Origin of the sequence: Nocardia aobensis NBRC 100429 (assembly GCF_000308375.1) — a bacterium.
GTDB classification, from domain to species: domain Bacteria; phylum Actinomycetota; class Actinomycetes; order Mycobacteriales; family Mycobacteriaceae; genus Nocardia; species Nocardia aobensis.
Window position 1 is genome coordinate 25,795 of the sequence record NZ_BAFQ01000134.1, and the last position, 17,108, is coordinate 42,902.

Below are 17,108 nucleotides of genomic sequence, written 5' to 3' on the forward strand. Positions count from 1 at the left end.
CACCAGAGGGCCCCGCACCCGGGAACGGGATACGGGGCCGGCATCTCCGTGGTGGACCCGCCACTCAGCCCCTGCGCATGGGGATGTGCGCGATCCCGTCTTCCTCGTACTCCTCACCGTCGGGTTTGAACCCGTGCTTGGTGTAGAGGTCGACCAGATAGGTCTGGGCGTTCAAACGCACTGTCGCCGAACCGGCTTCGGCGATGGCCGCCTGCAGTACGCGGGTGGTGTAGCCGTGACCGCGCGCCTCGGGGGTGGTGCACAACCGGCCGATGCGGAACGACTTCACCCCGTTGTTGTGCTCCTCGAGCAGCCGCAGGGTGCAGATGATCTCACCCTCGTCGTCGAGCCAGAAGTGGCGTGTCTCGGGGAGCAGATCGAGCCCGTCCAGTTCCGGATAAGCGCATTTCTGCTCCACGACGAACACTTCGACGCGCAGTTTCAACAGCTTGTACAGCGTCGCGGTATCGAGATCCGCGGCCCACGACCGTTTGAGCGCAACCGTTGACATCATCGCGTCTTGCTATCACATGATTCAGCTGTGCGCGACCCCAGCGGCGATCGGCGTGTTGTCGACACGGCCGCTGCCGTTGAGATTGAGGGCCTTGGTCGACCAGTCCCACACCTCGTGGAACAGCGCCTGATTCTCCGAGAGCTTCACACCCAGCGACGGCACCATTTCCTTGAGCTTCGGTGTCCAGTCGGCGTATTCGCTCGGGAAGCACCGCTGCAGCACATCGATCATCGCGCTGACCGGCGGTGATCAGCTCCCAGTCGTGGCCGTCGGCACGCGGGATGAACTCCTCCATGGTGTTCACCTTGCCCGCCGGCGACTTCAGCAGTTCGCTGACGAGGTACTTGACCAGGCCGAGTTCGGTGACGCCGACCCCCAGCATCGGGGTGACGTTGCCGGCCCGCACCGACTTGAACAGGTCGCTGAACTTGCCGTCCTTGAGGAACTTCGGGGTCCAGCCGGCATAGGGGCCGAACAGCAGGCCCGGCTTGCCGTTGATGACGCGAGTGTCCAAGTGCGGCACCGACATCGGCGGCGCACCGACGGCGGCCTTGCCGTACACCTTGGCGTTGTGCTTGGCGATCAGCTCGGGGTTGGTGCAGCGCAGGAACTGGCCGCTGACCGGGAATCCGGCGAAGCCCTGGATTTCCTTGATGCCGGCCTTCTGCAGCAGCGGCAGCGCGTACCCACCCGCGCCGACGAAGACGAATTTGGCGTCGATCGTGCGCGTGGTGCGGGTGCGGGTGTTGCGAACCTTGACCGTCCAGCTGCCGTCGGACTTCTTGGACAGGTTGCGCACCTCGTTGCCGAACGCGATCTCCACGCCCGAGGAACCGAGGTAGGCCAGCAACTGCTTGGTCAGCGCGCCGAAGTCGATATCGGTGCCGGTCTGGGTCCAGTTCAGCGCGACCGGCTCGGAGAAGTCGCGGCCCCGGGCCATCAGCGGGAGGCGGCGGGTGAATTCGTCCGGGCTGTCGATGAACTCCATGCCCTCGAACAACGGGTGCCGCGACAGCGCCGCGTGGCGCTTGCGCAGATAGTCCACACCGTCGGCACCGTGGCAGAAGCTCACGTGCGGAATGGGATTGATGAAGCCCGACGGGTCGGCGAGCACGCCGTTCTCGGCGCCGTAGGCCCAGAACTGGCGCGACACCTGGAAGCGCTCGTTGATATCGATCGCCTTGGTGATGTCGACCGAACCGTCGGCGGCCTGCGGCGTGTAGTTCAGCTCGCACAGCGCCGAGTGGCCGGTGCCCGCGTTGTTCCACGGGTCGCTGCTCTCGGGCGCGGCCGCGTCCAGCCGCTCGAACATGGTGATCGACCAGTCGGGCTGCAACTGGCGAAGCAGTGCGCCCAGGGTGGCACTCATGATGCCGGCACCGATGAGGACTACATCGGTCTTTTCAGTCATCGCAGCGTTCGGCACGGGGTGATCGACTTCCTTGTCCAGCGCGGGCACTTGGTGAGCGGGTAATGAGGTTACCCGCCGTTCACTTCAACTTGATTCTGCCCCTCACCATGCCCGTTTCCGAAACCGTCACACATGCGCGTTCGCCACGGCTCGCCGTGCACGCCCCTGAGCGGGTCGAATATCGTGAAGCTGTGACGAACGAGACGCCCCTGGCCCCGTCGACCACCCACGCCTGGCAGCCCGATGTTCTGGGCGAGGGATATCGGCAGCTGACCATTCCGCTCGGGCCCGATCCCGACGGTGAGGGCGTCGTCGACGCCACCCTGGTCCGACACGAGCCCGATATCGCCGAGCCGGCCACCAGCGCCGTGCTGTACGTGCACGGCTTCACCGACTACTTCTTCCAGAAGCATCTCGCCGAGCACATGAGTGCGCGCGGCTATCGCTTCTACGCTCTGGACCTGCGCAAGTGCGGGCGTTCGCGCCGGCCCGGCCAGACCGCGCACTACGTCAGCGACCTGCGGCTCTACGACGCGGAACTGGATCGCGCGGTGCAGATCGTGCGCGAGGAGACCGGATTGCCGGTGTTGCTGATGGCGCACTCCACCGGCGGTCTGGTGTTGCCGCTGTGGCTCAACCGCCGCGACGCCGCCGCCGAGGGCATCACCGGACTCGTGCTCAACAGCCCCTGGTTCGATCTGCAGGGCCCGGCCTACTACCGCCACGTCGGCACCGCCGTGATCGGCGGTGTGGGCCGGTTGCGCGCGATGACTCGCCTGCCCGGCGGCGAACTGAGCACCTACGGCGACAGCCTGCACACCAGCGTCTCCGGCGAGTGGGACTACAACCTGGATTGGAAGCCGCTGGCCGGGTTCCCGGTGCATCTGGGCTGGCTGCGCGCCATCCGCAGGGGCCATGCGGAGCTGCATCGCGGGCTCGACGTCGGCGTTCCGGCGCTGATCCTGCGATCGAAGGTGACGAAGTTCATGCGCAAGTACGGCCCGGCCGCCGATGTGTCGGATGTGGTGCTCGATGTGCGCCAGATTCAGCGCTGGTCGGGATGTCTGGGCGGGCGCACCAACATCGTGCCGATCGAAGGCGCTCGCCACGACGTGTTCCTCTCGGCGCCGGAGGTGCGCTCGCATGCGTTCACCGAGCTGGACGCGTGGCTGAGCTGGTTGCGCGACTTCCGCGACGCACACTGAATCACGTTGCCGCGCAGAGTGTTCGCCGCAGTTCTATCGGGAGCTCGCGCTCACCACAGACCCGAGCGCAGCACGATCTCGGTGGCGAATTCGTGATCGGCCTTGATCGGCACCTCGGCGGTGTCGACCTGGGTGACACGGAATTCGCCGAAGACGTGGCGACCGCAGGAATCGGCGACCCCGCGCGGCAGGTCCTCGGTGGCGATGACGGTGGTGGGCAACTCCACGGCCGGGCAGGTGGCATCGGCGGCGGTTCCGTCCACGGCCACGGCCGGATGCGGTCGCCCGGCCACCACCAGTCCGACGAATCGGCCGAAGCCGCGCGCGCCCAGCTGCCAGGCCAGTTCCGCGCCCGCGCCGTAACCAGCCAGGTTGGCCCAGGCCACGCCGAGATCGTCGAGGATGGCGTAGACCGCGGCCTTGTCCAGGCCGTCGATCGACTCCACCGTGATGGTGCGCAGATCGGAATTGTGCAGTCGCTCGCACACCTGGTCGTAGACGTCGGCCGGAGCTCCGGCGTCGGGTAGCAGCAGCACCGTATGCCTGGACTCCGGCCCGCCGACTCGTACGGTCCAGGCGCGGTCACCGACCGCGATTCGCCGGGTCTCCATGCCGATCAACGCTACACGGGAGCGGACGGGCGCACGCCATGTCCTCGGCCACGTTCCTCGCCCGGTGATGACGCGGATCGCACCGCTGTGAGGTGGGTGGCCCCGGCACCGGAAACTCGATCGCGGCACATCGAGCGAGTACGGCATCGGTCCGCGAACGGTTCCGGAGCGCCGCGCGCGACCGGACCAGCACTCACCGGCCGACGGTGAGAGTGGGCAACCCCGCGGGTGCGCCGTCGCTGATCAGGCGCTCGAGCGCCGCGATGTCGAGGTGTTTCTCGATCAGGTCGGCGAGCAGATCCAATTGAGCGGTACGCACCGCCTCCACACAGGTATCGGAGGCGACCGCGAAGCCGGTGCGACCGGCCTGCCGCGCGGCCTCTCGCAGCCAGGCGCGGCGGAACTCGTCGGATTCCAGCAGCCCGTGCAGATGTGTGCCGCGAACGGCCCCGCGCACGCTGCCTTCGCGCCTCTCCGGATCCGTCTCGACACCGCTGGTCTCGACCCAGGCCGGATCACCGCTGCGCCGCACCCGGCCGTGGTGAATCTCATAGCCGGACAAGGGGATTCCGGCGACGGCTCCCCCGCTCGCCGCGCCGTGGCCGGCAGTGCGTCGCAGCACCTTCGGATCGGCGAATTCGATCTCGAGGTCCAGCAGGCCGAGACCGGCGACCTCGCCCGCCCCGGATTCGACGTCGTCGTGGATGCGGCGGCCGAGCATCTGATAACCACCGCAGATGCCCAGCACCGGTTTTCCGGCGCCGGCGTGGGCCACGATCGCGTCCGCGATTCCGGTGCGGCGCAACCAGTTCAGATCCGAGACGGTGGATTTGCTCCCCGGAACGACGACCACGTCGGCGCCGGCCAGCCGCGATGGGTCGCTCACCCAGCGCACCGAAACCCCCGGCTCGCACGCCAGCGCCTCGATATCGGTGGAGTTGGAGATGCGTGGCAGCCGGATCGCGCCGACGCTCAGCCATTCGGTGCCCACCGGCGGGCGCGGGCGGCCGACCGGGGCGTCGGCGACCGTGCCGAGCGAATCCTCCGCGTCGATCCACAACTCGTCGCTGTAGGGCAGGACCCCGAGCGTCGGGCGGCCGGTGAGCGCGGTCAGCTGGTCCAGCCCCGGCCGCAGCAATTCCACGTCGCCGCGGAACTTGTTGACGATGTAGCCCGAGATCAACTGCTGATCCTCGGGATCGAGAATGGCGACGGTGCCGAACAGGTGCGCCAGCACCCCGCCGCGATCGATATCGCCCACCAGCAGGACCGGCAACCGCGCGGCCCGCGCGAGACCCATATTCGCCAGATCGGTCGCGCGCAGGTTGATCTCGGCGGGTGAGCCGGCGCCCTCGCAGATCACCACGTCGAATTCGGCACGCAGGGCGGCGAGTTCACCGGCCACCACCTCTCGCAACCGCCGCCGGTGCCGGAAATAGTCGCGGGCGCCCACGGTGTCGACGGCGATACCGCGCACCACCAGCTGCGAGCGGCGATCGCTGCCGGGTTTGAGCAGTACCGGATTGAACCGCACGCTGGGTTCGAGGCCGCAGGCGCGCGCCTGCAACGCCTGTGCCCGTCCGATCTCACCCCCGTCCAGGGTTACGACCGAATTGTTGGACATGTTCTGCGCCTTGAACGGCGCCACCCGCACGCCGCGCCGCGCCAGCATCCGGCAGATGCCGGCCACCACCACGCTTTTGCCGGCATCGGAGGTGGTGCCGGCGATCAACAGCGCGCCGTTCACCGCGTCACCGCGCCGGCCGCAGCGGCGAACCTCATGGGAGCGTGAGGATTTCGGCGCCTTCCTCGGTCACGACCAGCGTGTGCTCGAATTGCGCGGTCCACTTGCGGTCCTTGGTGACCACGGTCCAGCCGTCGTCCCAGATCTCGTAATCGATACCGCCGAGGTTGATCATCGGCTCGATGGTGAAGGTCATACCCGGCTCGATGACCGATTCGATGGCGGGCTGGTCGTAGTGCAGGATCACCAGGCCGCTGTGGAAGGTCGGGCCGACACCGTGGCCGGTGAAGTCGCGGACCACGCCGTAGCCGAAACGGTTCGCATACGACTCGATGACCCGCCCGATCACGTTCAGCGCACGACCGGGCCGGACCGCCTTGATGGCCCGCATGGTGGCCTCGTGGGTGCGCTCCACCAGCAGCCGGGCCTCCTCGTCGACGTCACCGGCGAGGAAGGTGGCGTTCGTATCGCCGTGCACGCCGTTGATGTAGGCCGTGACGTCGATATTGACGATGTCACCGTCCTCGATCACCGTGGAGTCCGGAATGCCGTGGCAGATCACCTCGTTCAGCGAGGTGCAGCAGGATTTGGGGAAACCCTTGTAACCCAGGGTCGACGGGTAGGCCCCGTGATCGCAGAGATAGTCGTGCACGACGGCGTCGAGATGATCGGTGGTGACGCCCGGGGCGACGGCTTTACCGGCCTCCTGCAGCGCCTGGGCGGCCAGTTTGCTCGCCAGCCGCATCTTCTCGATGGTCTCCGGCGTCTGCACCCACGGTTCGCGGCCCTCGTTCACGGTCTTCTTCCACGCGTACTCCGGCCGCTCGATCGAGCGCGGCACCTCGCGCACGGGCGAGAGCGTTCCGGGGGCGAGTGGCTTGCGGGTGCGCACAGACATGTATCCAGACTATCCGCCCCGGGACGGGGCCACGGCGGCGACGCCGCTGTGCGCTGGGGTTACCGGGCGGGCGGCGCGGTGACGCCGCTGACGAGGTCGGTATAACCGTCGACCAGTTCGGCGAGGTGATACCAGTGCTTGTGGGTGGTGTCGCTGCGGGCGCCGTCGCGGTCGATGGCACGGTTGGCGGCGACCCAGCTGCCGGCCATGCGGTCCACCATCGGCCCGAGGACATCGGTGCGCAGCGCGACACCGGTGCGATAACCCGGCAATTCGCGTTCGACCCATTCGTTGATGTCGTCGATGAGTTCACCGCGGCGGCAGTCGATTTCCGCGATGAGAATCGGGTCGGCGATCTGCGCGCGCCGGGTGTGCAGTTCGGCCAGCGCCCGGGCGGACCGCAACAGTTCGCGGTCCGGGAATCGCCGACCTTGGAAGGCGCACAACAATTGCGGGGCTGCGGGTAACGCACTGGCAATCGAAGTCGTCATCGTCGCACCGTCATCACTGATCTCCGGATTTCGCTCGTCCGTCGTTCGGATCGAATGTGGCGAATTCAAGGGTAGATCGGATTCTGCTCTTGCATATGCAAGAACGCAAGATTGCGTCCGCATTGCTGGAATCACGGTGTGGTCACAGTCTTCCCGGCGTCGGGGTATGCCCGCGACGTGCGGTGATACCTCGAGAACGACTGCGCTGGCAATCATTTCACGGGCCGTCCATCCATGGCCGGAATCCGCGACGGCGCGTCGGCAGTGATCATGCGACGCGCTCAGTGTGGCGACAAACCACGCAAAACGATCTCCATGCCGCCGCGAAACTCCTCCTCGGCGGAGATGTCGCGGGCCTGCGCGGCGGTTTCGATGAGGTACGGATAGTCGGCCGGCGGCAGCGTAGTGATCGCCGCGGTGCCCGCACCGCCGATCGCGGCATGGTGTTCGTTCTCCAGACAGCCGAGCAGAAAGGCCACCAGCGTCCGCTGAGCTATCACTCGCTCCCGCCCCGTGAAACCGCCCGCGGTGAGCGCGGCGAGGGTGGCATCCATCCATCGCAGTGCGGCCGGACTGGCGTGCCGATGCCGCGGCACCAGCGGCGCCGCCGCCGGATGGGCCGCGACCGCCGCCCGCATGCGCTCGAGCAATACCGCGATCGCCGCCCGCCAGTCGGCGTCGACGGGGGTGGACACATCGACGTCGCCGAGCAGCCGGTCGACGATCAGCACTTCGAGAGCCTCCCGGTCGGCCACATAGCGATACAGCGCCATGGTGGCCATCCCCAGTTCGGCGGCCACCGCGCGCATGGTCAGACCGGGCAGGCCCGCGCGGTCGATCACGGCGAGGGCCGCCGTCGACAGGTCCGCGGTGGTCAGCGAGCGAGGGCGGGGCACGGATTGACAGCGTACAAGATACGCGCATACTGGTCCGTAGGCGTACGAGGTACACCTACCTACCGAGGAGCATGCATGTCGGCACCCACCACCGTCGCGAGCCGGACCCTGACCGCGGTCACCGGCGAACCGATTCCCGTCCCCGATCCCGATCGCCTGATTCATCTGCAATTCCGCCGGTTCGCCGGATGCCCCATCTGTCATCGCCATCTGCGCACCTTCGTCACCCGGCATGCCGAGATCGAGGCCGCCGGAATCCGCGAAGTCGCCGTCTTCCATTCCGCGGCAGCCGAATTGACCGACTATGCCGCCGATATCCCGTTCGACCTGATCGCCGATCCGGACAAGACGCTGTATCGCGAATTCGGCGTGGAATCCGCACCTCGCGCACTGCTGCATCCGCGGGCGTGGCCAGGCATCGCACTGGCGATCGGCAGCGCCGTCGGACCGATGGCGCGCGGCGAACAACCCACCCCCGCGGCACCCCGCAGGGCGGCCGCCTCGGCCTGCCCGCCGATTTCCTCATCGCCTCCGACGGTTCCCTCGCCGCCTCCCACTACGGCACACACGCCGACGACCAGTGGACGGTCGACGACGTGCTCTCCCGCGCACGGAAAGCCGGCTGACGAAGGCCGGGCCGGTCAGGCGGTGCTCGCGTGCATCTCCCAGATCAGCACCTCGCTCGGCGCCACGGCCGTGATGCGTTGCCCGCCGGTGGCCGTGGTGCGAACCGCGTCACCGGCGGACAAGCTCGTCCGCCCGTCGGCCGTGCCCTCGAAGACGACGGATCCGCGGGCGAGGAAGATGTGGCCGAACGGCGCCTCCGGCACCAGGACCGAACGGCCCGGGTCCAGCCGTGCGACATGGAAGGCCGCGTAGCGGTTGCCGAGGGTGATCGCCGTCTCGCCGCGGTGCCGGGACATTCCGGATGCGACGGTGACCAACTCGTTGTGCGACAGGCCGGCCTCGACATCGGCTTCCTGATAGCTCGGCGTCCGACCGGCCTCGTCCGGCGGAATCCACATCTGCACCACGTGCAGGTTCGCGCGCTCGCCGTACACCGCGCCGTTGCGCTCGGAATGCAGGATGCCGGTTCCCGCGCTCATGCGCTGCGCCAGACCGGGACGGATCAGGCCCGAGTGGCCTGCCGAATCCTGGTGCACCACAGTGCCTTCCAGGACCCACGTGACGATCTCGGTATTCAGATGCTGATGCGTGTCGAAACCGGCACCGGCCTCGACGACATCCTCGTTGTGCACCAGCAACATTCCGTGCGCGTTGGCGGCGAGATCGAAATTGCCGGTCGCGGGAAACGACTGCCGGGAATCGAGCCATTCGTTCTTCCAGCCGTATCGCTGCCCGGACCGTACGACCCGCACCGCCTCCACTGCCGTCGGCGCCATGGCGATCGACCTCCGTTCCACCGTATTTCTCCTGCTGCAATCCGCGGGCAATCGCGGATATTCCCAGCGGGCAGGATCGCGCCGGGACCTGCGCGGCGGGCGGTATGCTCGCCCGACCGTTCCCATATCCGTGGAACGTGCTCGAGCGTCCCGAATCTCACAAGGAGTACGCGCGCGATGGCAGGTAAACGCACGGTGCTGACGGTTCAGCTGCGGCGGCTCGCCGCACTGCTGTCGGAGATGCGTGAGCAGGCGGGGATCAGCAAGGAGGTGGTCAGCGCCCGCACCGGCATCAACGTCACCACGCTCTACCGGATCGAAACCGCGCAGGCGCGCCCGCAGCGACGCACCCTCACCGCGATGCTCGACCTGTACGGCATCGGCGAACCGCAACGCTCCGACGCGGTGCAGTTGCTGATGGAGGCGCAGAAGCCGGGTATGTCACGCCCGTTCGAGGCGGCTGTCTCGGAGGTCTACGCCGCCTACATCAACTTCGAGACCGAGGCGCTGTCGGCGCGTCTGTTCCAGACCTCGTTCATCCCCGGCCTGCTGCAGACCGAGCGCTACGCGTGGGCGGTCCTGGATACCGCGATGCCCAAGGTCGAGACCTCGGTGATCGAACAGCGCCTGCGGGCCCGGGTGGAGCGCTCCAAGGTGCTGACCCGCGACGGGAATCCGCTGGAATTGTGGGTGGTCCTCGACGAGGCCGCGATCCGCCGGGTCGTCGGCGGGCCGGAGGTGATGCGCGAGCAGTTGCTGCGCCTCACCGAGGACACCGACAAGCGCAATGTCATCCTGCAGGTGCTGCCGTTCGGCGCCGGTGCCCATCCGGCGATGGTCGGCTCCTTCGTCGTCCTCGACTTCCCCGATCCGGCCGACCCCGAACTGGTCTACGTCGAAGGCATCGCCGGCGACGATATCGTCGAGGGCCACAACGAGATTCGGCGCTTCGGCGTGATGTTCGACCAGTTGCGCGCGATGGCGTTGAGCCCGCGTGATTCCGCGGAGATGATCAACGAGATCGCCGACGGACTGCGCTGAGCGACCCCGTCCCGGCCCCGCTCACTGCCGGCTGGCACGCCGGAATCCGACCGCCGCCGGCACCGCGAACACGACCATCGCACCGACCGACCATCCCACCGTCGCCCACAGCGGCCCGCGGGCCGACTCGCCGAGCGCCAGCGCGCTCATCGAGTCGATCGCCGTGGACAGCGGCTGATGGGCCACGATCGGCTGCGCCCAGTCGGGATAGGCGGGCAGCGGGACGAATCCGGTGCTGAAGAACATCAGCAGCGAGGACCCGAGCGAAATGGCCTCCACCACGAACGTTTTGGCCGAATACACCGCCACCGCCGTCACCATGGTGGCGAATCCGATTCCGTAGAGCAGCGGCACCCCGAGCACCGCGAGTGCGGCGGCGGGACGGTGGAACCGGAAACCGAGCGCCATGCCCACCGCGAAGAGCACCACCGTGCAGAGCACGATCCGGGCGACCTCGGCGAGCAGCCGCGACAGCAATCCCGAGGCGCGGTGTACCGGCAGCGCCCAGAACCGGCCCAGCAGACCCGCGTCGCGTTCGCGGCCCAGCGTCACCGCCCCGGCCAGCGATCCCGACATCACCGACACCATGGTCACCATCGGCACCGAACCGTAGAGCGCGTCGACGCCGGAGAACGACGAGATCTGCCGGCCGAGCACCGTATTCAGCATCACCAGCAGCAGCGCCGGGAAGACCAGGATTTGCGCCGTCGTGAGCGGATCGCGGCGCCACCGCCGCAGCAGCCGGCCGGTCTGCACCAGGGTCTGCGGCAGCAGATACCGCCAGCGCTCGGTATCCACCTGCACGGTGGCCAATTCGCGCACTGCGGTGTCCGCCCCCGTCATCGCTGCCTCCGTACGGCCAGCACCACCGACCCGGCGCCGAAGACCAGCAGCCCGGCCACCGTCCACACCACACCCGGCCCGATCGTCGACCGGTCCACCGCCGTCGCGAAACCCGGCTTGTCACCCGCGAGCGCCCGCATCGCGTCGACGAACTGCGACACCGGCTGGTTCCGTGCGAAACCCTGAATCCACGGCGGGAATTGAGAGGCCGGCGCGAACCCGGTGGACACCATGCCGAGAATCAACTGCGGCAGGATCAGCACCTGGGTGGTGGCCTCCGGCGACTTCGACAGCGCCCCCAGCAGATCACCGAACAGACCCAGCATCACCCCGACCGACACCGCGAACAAGACGAAACCCAGGGTTTCCCAGTTACTTCCGCCGAATCGAAAACCGATCACGTGCGCGGCCAGCAGCGCCGCCGCCAATGCGACCACGACGCGGTATCCGGTGGCGGCGGTGCGGGCCGTCAACGGTGCGATCGACGGAATGGGCATGGTCGCCAGCCGGGCATCGAGACCGTCGCGGGCATCGACCGCCGCGCGCAGCGCGGCCGCGGACGCGCAGAACGACACCGCCTGCATGACGATCATCGGCATCAGGAACTGGGCGTAGCTGCTCGCCCCGTGCCCGGCGAAACTCATCACCCGATTCAGCGGTACGTAGAACCCCAGGGTGAACACCGTCGGCGCCAGCACCGCCGTCAGCACCTCGCCGTTGCGCAGCGACGGCCGGATCTGGCGCCGGGTGAGCACCCAACACGGCAGCCACCAGCCGCGCAGCACGGCATGCGCGCCCCGCCGCGGCATCGCCTGGATTCGCACGGTCATCGCCTGCTCCGTTCGCACCCGGTCGGCATCCGTCCATCACACCAGACCCGGGGCCGCCGCGGCGCGATCTCCGCGCAAAGCGCGGTCCGATTCGCGATGTATGTCGCGACCTACCGGCTCTCGTCCCGGACGAACCGGACCAGGCCGCGTGGTCCTCCCACCCTCTGCGGCGCGGGGAACTAAGCTGTGCGCCGTGCTCGAACCCCAACCCGCCGTCGCCCCCCATCCGGATATCGCCCATCTGGCTCCGCTGCTGGGCACCTGGCGGGGCTCCGGCCACGGGGAGTACCCGACCATCGAGCCGTTCGACTATCACGAGGAAATCCGGTTCGGCCACGTCGGCCGGCCGTTCCTCACCTACCGGCAGCGCACCCGCCACGCCGGCGACGGCCGCTCGCTGCACGCCGAGACCGGCTATCTGCGCTCGATCGGCGCGGACCGGGTCGAACTGATCCTCGCCCATCCCACCGGGATCACCGAGATCTGCGAAGGGCGGATCGCCGTCGCCGAGGACGGGCTGCGGCTCGAACTCGATTCCACTCATATCGGCAACTCCAGTACGGCGAAGTCGGTCACCGCGCTGGGCCGCTCGATCCATCTGTCCGGGGACACGATCGATTACAAGCTGCGGATGGCGGCCGTCGGGCAACCGAAGCAACACCATCTGTCGGCCAGCTTGCACCGCGCTGAACAGAATGAGAAATTGACGGGGTAACCAGGCTTTTCATGGCCTTTTCCGCTGCGCATTCCGGCACAGGGGGTTGTCGGCGCGCGGTTCGCCGGTTTACGGTTTTCCAGGTCGGCTAATAGTCGGCGAACCCGATGGTTCGATGCCAGTGGCTCTCACTCACCGACAAGGGAGAAGACCATGAAGCGTTCGACGCTCACGCTGATCACCGCGGGGATGATCCTCGCCGGGACCGGGGCCGTGGAGATTCTGGGAGATGGTTCGGCCGGGGCGTCACCCCCGACCGAGCACGCGACCTCGGCATCCGTCGGTGGAACGGAGGTGCAGGGACAATAAACGGCACCCGAACTACACAGCTTTCACCCCCGTGACCGGACGCGCCGAGCGTCCGGTCACGATCGTTTCAGGCACTCCCCGGCGGCAGAGCCGCCAGCATATCCCTGGTCACCGCGACCGCGTTGTCGGAACTTCCGCCGCGCACCAGCAGGGTGGCCCACGCCAGATCGCCGCGATAGCCGATGAACCACGAATGCGATCCGCCGTCGACCTCCGCCTCACCGGTCTTGCCGAACACCTCACCCTGGTCGGCGATCCGCTCCGCCGTACCGCCGGTGACCACCTTGCGCATCATCGCCTGCAACCCCTCCACCACCTGCGGCGACAGGTTCGGCCGATCGCCGTGCACGGCCGTCTCGTGCCCGGAGATCAGATACGGCGTCGGCGCCGAGCCGTGCGCGACCGTCGCCGCCACCAGCGCCATGCCGAACGGACTGACCACCACCTTGCCCTGGCCGATACCGTCCTCGGTGCGGACCACCTCGTCGTCGGCGTGCGGCACCGAACCCGATACGGTCGGCAACCCGGCCACGGTGTAGTCCGGGCCGACTCCCATCCGTGCCGCCGCGTCGGTCAGTGCCGTCCCCGGCAGTTCGCTGGCCAATTTCGCGAAGGCCGTATTGCAGGAACGTTCGTACGCCGTCGACATCGGCACATCGCCGAGGGAGAACTCGTCGTAGTTCGGAATCGTGCGCTCCCCCACCACGATTCGGCTCGGGCATGGGACGACGGTGTCCGGGTTCGCGATGTCGGCGGTCATCGCGGCGGCGGCGGTGACGGTTTTGAAGGTGGAGCCGGGCGGATACAGCCCGGTCGTCGCGACCGGACCGTCGGTGTCGGCGGCCTCGTTCTGCGCCACCGCGAGGATCGCTCCGGTCGAGGGCTGGATCACCACCATCATGGTCTGCTCACGGCGCGGGTCGACGGCCCGCTGCGCGGCGTTCTGCACGGTGCGGTCGATACTCAGCGAGAACGACGGTGCCGGTTGCGGCGCAACCTCTTTCAGCACATCGGTGTCGACACCGTCGGCATTCACGGTGACCACGCTCCAGCCGGCCTTGCCGTCGACCTCGTCGATGACGGTCTTGCGGATCTGGGTCATCAGATCGGGCGCGAAATGCCGGTCGGTCGGGATGAGGTCCCATTGCCGGTCGGTGGTCACCCCGGGCAGGCCCAGCAACTGTCCGCTGACCTGATCGAATTCCCAGTCGCTCAGGCCCAGCACGAGTGCGGGGCCGCGTTGTTTGCGGGCGGCGGCCAGGATCGCGTCGGTGGTCACGGTGTCGTCGAACTGCTTGAGCGCGGCCGACAGCGCACCGGCCACATAACCCGGGTCCGGGGCGTCGGACACCGTGAACGATATCCGGTGCACCACACCCGGAACCAGGACGTCGCTGCCGGATCGTTCGTTGACCCGGGCGCGAGGCGCCGGGGTGGTGCGCAGGTGCAGATTCTGGGTGTCACCCAATTTCGGGTGTATGTCGGAAGCGCTCCAGCGCACCTTCCACTGCCCGCCGCTGCGGCCCATCTGCAACTGTCCGGAGTAGGTCCAGACGCGGTCCTTCGGCAGTGTCCACTCGTAGGTGTAGTCGACGGTGGCGGTATCGCCGGTGACGCGCGCGGAGCCGGTGTGCGCGGTCAGGTGCTGTGCCTGCAGGTTCTGCCACGCCGAAGCCAGTGCCGCCGAGGCCTTCTCGGGCTGCGTGGTCAGATCGGCGGCGTCCGCCGGATCCTGCCGGGCGAAGGCCGCCAGGAAGGAGTCGGCGGCGGCGACCGGCCCCCGCGGTCCGGACGAACACGCGCCCGCCGTCATCACCACGGCGGCGGCCGCACTCAGCACCAGCGCGCGGGGCGCCCACGCGCGCGGCGCACATCTCGACTTCGACATCGCCACCGATGGTAGCCAGCCGGTCGCTGGTAAACGTTGCGACACACTGGCTTTGCCCGGTGCGCGGCGGAACCGGGCGTTCAGTCCACGAGGATCGTCGCGAATGTCGCGACCTGATGGAAGCCGACCTTGGCGTAGGCGCGGCGGGCGACCTCGTTGTAGGAGTTCACGTACAGGCTCGCGGTCCGCCCCGCCGCGACCACCGCATCGGCGACCGCGGCCGTCCCGGCGGTGCCCAGGCCTCGCCCGCGCCACTGCGGATGCACCCAGACGCCCTGGATCTGGCCGGTCCGCCGGGACATGGCTCCCACCTCGGCCTTGTAGACGACCTCACCGTCCTCGAAGCGCGCCCAGGCGCGGCCCGCTTCGATGAGGCTCGCGACGCGACGCCGGTATCCGCGACCACCGTCACCGGCCCGCGGATCGACGCCGATCTCCTCGGTGAACATGGCGACCGCGGCGACCAGATACCGTTCCAGCTCGTCACCGCGCACGCGGCGCACCTTCGGATCGGGGACGGCCTGGGCGCGGCCGTCGAGGGCCAGCAGCGGCTGATCGGCGCGGATCTCGCGCGGCGGACCCCACCGCTGCTCCAGCGTCTCCCACAGCGGCAACGCCAATTCCTGGCGGCCCACCACCGAGGAGCACACCCGCGGCCAGCGGGCCGCCCGGTCGGCGAAGGCGCGCATATCGTCGGTCGTCCCACGCAGCGGCACCAGATTGGCGCCGGAGAAACACAGCGAATCCGTCGGGGTGCCCCGCGTCCACAGTTCCCCGCCGCCGCGATTGTCCAGACCGTATTCCTGCAGGCGCGCGGCGACCATGCACCCGGCCACCGGATCGGTGTCCAGCACTTCCAGCACCTGCGCCAGATCGCGATCCGCGAGCTGACGAGCACCGGAAATCCGTGACCGGCGCGACGGTTCCAGCACACTCCGCACGCTCCCAGCCTGCCATGAACGTCGCCTGCGTGCGGGGGCTTTGCTCGGCTCCAGGGACAGAATGCGGCCGGCGCGCGACACGCCCACTCCCCTATCCGCGTCCGGCGATCATCCGACGGTGACGACGGGCTCGCCGGTTTCGGCGTCGGTACCCATCTCGTCGGCGATGCGCATGGCCTCTTCGATCAGAGTCTCCACGATCTGATGTTCGGGCACGGTCTTGACGACCTCGCCCTTCACGAAGATCTGGCCCTTGCCGTTGCCGGAGGCGACACCCAGATCGGCCTCGCGCGCCTCACCCGGACCGTTGACCACACAACCCATCACCGCCACCCGCAGCGGCACCTCGAGACCTTCCAGCCCCGCGGTGACCTCGTTGGCGAGGGTGTAGACATCGACCTGCGCACGTCCGCAGGAGGGGCAGGACACGATCTCGAGTTTGCGCGGCCGCAGATTCAGCGACTGCAGGATCTGCCCACCGACCTTGACCTCCTCGGCGGGCGGCGCGGACAGCGAGACCCGGATGGTGTCGCCGATGCCCTCGCTGAGCAGGGCGCCGAAGGCCACCGCCGATTTGATCGTGCCCTGGAAGGCCGGTCCGGCCTCGGTGACGCCCAAGTGCAGCGGGTAGTCGCACTGCGCGGCCAGCTGCCGGTAGGCCTCGACCATGACCACCGGATCGTTGTGCTTGACCGAGATCTTGATGTCGCCGAAGCCGTGCTCCTCGAACAGGCTCGCCTCCCACAGCGCCGACTCCACCAGCGCCTCGGGGGTGGCTTTGCCGTACTTCTCGAGCATGCGCTTGTCCAGGGAGCCGGCGTTCACGCCGATCCGGATCGGGATTCCGGCCGCACCGGCGGCCTTGGCGACCTCCTTGACCCGGCCGTCGAACTCCTTGATGTTGCCCGGATTGACGCGCACGGCGGCACAGCCGGCATCGATCGCGGCGAAGATGTAGCGCGGCTGGAAGTGGATGTCCGCGATCACCGGGATCTGCGACTTCTTCGCGATCATCGGCAGCGCGTCGGCATCCTCCTGCCGCGGGCAGGCCACGCGCACGATGTCACAGCCCGATGCGGTCAACTCCGCGATCTGCTGCAGCGTGGCGTTCACGTCGTGGGTCTTGGTCGTGGTCATCGACTGGACGGAGATGGGGTGATCACTGCCCACTCCCACCGTGCCCACCATCAGCTGTCGCGTCTTACGCCGCGGTGCGAGGACCGCCGCCGGTGCGGCCGGCATCCCCAGGGTGATGGCTGTGCTCACGTTCGGCTGCCTACTTTCGTCTGCGTCTGGTGCACCCGTTCGTTGCCGAGTCTAGTGCGGGCGGTATGGGAGCGACCTGTGAGAGCACCGACACCCCGGCCG

The 17,108-nt window shown here is 68.1% G+C and carries 18 protein-coding genes and 1 pseudogene; 6 read left to right on the forward strand and 13 right to left on the reverse strand.

The window, feature by feature from the left end:
- Positions 1-64: 64 nt before the first annotated feature.
- Both RJ03_RS16895 and mqo read right to left on the reverse strand, forming a co-directional pair.
- Complete coding sequence (locus tag RJ03_RS16895) at positions 65-427, reverse strand: GNAT family N-acetyltransferase (protein WP_444543646.1); 363 nt, start codon at positions 425-427, stop codon at positions 65-67.
- Positions 333-1,925 carry a malate dehydrogenase (quinone) gene (gene mqo / locus RJ03_RS16900; RefSeq protein WP_444543647.1) on the reverse strand — a complete coding sequence of 531 codons (1,593 nt, stop codon included), beginning with the start codon at positions 1,923-1,925 and terminating at the stop codon, positions 333-335. Before mqo ends, RJ03_RS16895 begins: the two co-directional genes overlap by 95 nt.
- Positions 1,926-2,116: 191 nt before the next feature.
- On the opposite strand from mqo, the gene RJ03_RS16905 reads away from it, so the two are divergent.
- Positions 2,117-3,130 (forward strand): alpha/beta hydrolase, encoded by a 1,014-nt coding sequence (locus RJ03_RS16905; RefSeq protein WP_051024781.1) that lies wholly within the window; start codon positions 2,117-2,119, stop codon positions 3,128-3,130.
- Between the two features lie 50 nt (positions 3,131-3,180).
- Here the strand turns inward: RJ03_RS16905 and RJ03_RS16910 are convergent, their stop codons facing one another.
- From RJ03_RS16910 to RJ03_RS16930, 5 genes are all read right to left on the reverse strand, one after another.
- Positions 3,181-3,741, reverse strand: coding sequence for a hypothetical protein (locus RJ03_RS16910; RefSeq protein WP_036503519.1), 561 nt, complete (start codon positions 3,739-3,741; stop codon positions 3,181-3,183).
- Between the two features lie 193 nt (positions 3,742-3,934).
- On the reverse strand, positions 3,935-5,488 hold the full coding sequence (locus RJ03_RS16915; protein WP_036503521.1) for a cobyric acid synthase: 1,554 nt from the start codon (positions 5,486-5,488) through the stop codon (positions 3,935-3,937).
- Positions 5,489-5,519: 31 nt separating this feature from the next.
- Positions 5,520-6,383, reverse strand: coding sequence for a type I methionyl aminopeptidase (gene map / locus RJ03_RS16920; RefSeq protein ID WP_036503524.1), 864 nt, complete (start codon positions 6,381-6,383; stop codon positions 5,520-5,522).
- Positions 6,384-6,442: 59 nt separating this feature from the next.
- The gene (locus RJ03_RS16925) at positions 6,443-6,874 is read right to left on the reverse strand and encodes a hypothetical protein (protein ID WP_083870910.1); all 432 of its coding nucleotides are present in this window, start codon (positions 6,872-6,874) and stop codon (positions 6,443-6,445) included.
- Between the two features lie 281 nt (positions 6,875-7,155).
- A complete protein-coding gene (locus RJ03_RS16930) occupies positions 7,156-7,770 on the reverse strand; it encodes a TetR/AcrR family transcriptional regulator (protein ID WP_036503526.1) in 615 nt (204 codons plus the stop codon).
- 75 nt (positions 7,771-7,845) lie between these two features.
- Here RJ03_RS16930 and RJ03_RS39070 point away from each other — a divergent pair.
- A pseudogene (locus tag RJ03_RS39070) lies at positions 7,846-8,127 on the forward strand (thioredoxin domain-containing protein); the annotation flags it as partial.
- A gap of 50 nt (positions 8,128-8,177) precedes the next feature.
- The gene (locus RJ03_RS39075; protein ID WP_373281708.1) at positions 8,178-8,396 is read left to right on the forward strand and encodes a thioredoxin domain-containing protein; all 219 of its coding nucleotides are present in this window, start codon (positions 8,178-8,180) and stop codon (positions 8,394-8,396) included.
- A 15-nt stretch (positions 8,397-8,411) separates the two neighbouring features.
- On the opposite strand, the gene RJ03_RS16940 is transcribed toward RJ03_RS39075, so the two are convergent.
- Positions 8,412-9,173, reverse strand: a complete 762-nt coding sequence (locus RJ03_RS16940; RefSeq protein ID WP_036503528.1) for a pirin family protein — start codon at positions 9,171-9,173, stop codon at positions 8,412-8,414.
- A gap of 177 nt (positions 9,174-9,350) precedes the next feature.
- Between RJ03_RS16940 and RJ03_RS16945 the strand changes: the two genes are divergently transcribed.
- A complete protein-coding gene (locus tag RJ03_RS16945; protein WP_036503530.1) occupies positions 9,351-10,214 on the forward strand; it encodes a helix-turn-helix domain-containing protein in 864 nt (287 codons plus the stop codon).
- 21 nt (positions 10,215-10,235) lie between these two features.
- Here RJ03_RS16945 and RJ03_RS16950 read toward each other — a convergent pair whose 3' ends face one another.
- Entirely contained in the window at positions 10,236-11,057 is an 822-nt protein-coding gene (locus tag RJ03_RS16950) for an ABC transporter permease (protein WP_083870890.1), read from the reverse strand.
- On the reverse strand, positions 11,054-11,887 hold the full coding sequence (locus RJ03_RS16955; RefSeq protein ID WP_083870892.1) for an ABC transporter permease: 834 nt from the start codon (positions 11,885-11,887) through the stop codon (positions 11,054-11,056). The genes RJ03_RS16950 and RJ03_RS16955 overlap by 4 nt, the downstream gene beginning before the upstream one ends.
- A 184-nt stretch (positions 11,888-12,071) precedes the next feature.
- Between RJ03_RS16955 and RJ03_RS16960 the strand changes: the two genes are divergently transcribed.
- Both RJ03_RS16960 and RJ03_RS37185 read left to right on the forward strand, forming a co-directional pair.
- Positions 12,072-12,602, forward strand: coding sequence for a peroxynitrite isomerase (locus RJ03_RS16960; protein WP_371507284.1), 531 nt, complete (start codon positions 12,072-12,074; stop codon positions 12,600-12,602).
- 153 nt (positions 12,603-12,755) lie between these two features.
- On the forward strand, positions 12,756-12,911 hold the full coding sequence (locus RJ03_RS37185; RefSeq protein WP_157122006.1) for a hypothetical protein: 156 nt from the start codon (positions 12,756-12,758) through the stop codon (positions 12,909-12,911).
- 67 nt (positions 12,912-12,978) lie between these two features.
- Here the strand turns inward: RJ03_RS37185 and RJ03_RS16965 are convergent, their stop codons facing one another.
- From RJ03_RS16965 to ispG, 3 genes are all read right to left on the reverse strand, one after another.
- Positions 12,979-14,799, reverse strand: coding sequence for a penicillin-binding transpeptidase domain-containing protein (locus RJ03_RS16965; protein WP_083870913.1), 1,821 nt, complete (start codon positions 14,797-14,799; stop codon positions 12,979-12,981).
- An 80-nt stretch (positions 14,800-14,879) separates the two neighbouring features.
- Positions 14,880-15,740: a GNAT family N-acetyltransferase gene (locus RJ03_RS16970; protein WP_083870899.1), complete on the reverse strand. Its 861-nt coding sequence runs from the start codon at positions 15,738-15,740 to the stop codon at positions 14,880-14,882.
- A gap of 108 nt (positions 15,741-15,848) precedes the next feature.
- Entirely contained in the window at positions 15,849-16,982 is a 1,134-nt protein-coding gene (gene ispG / locus RJ03_RS16975) for a flavodoxin-dependent (E)-4-hydroxy-3-methylbut-2-enyl-diphosphate synthase (protein WP_210743744.1), read from the reverse strand.
- Positions 16,983-17,108 lie beyond the last annotated feature (126 nt).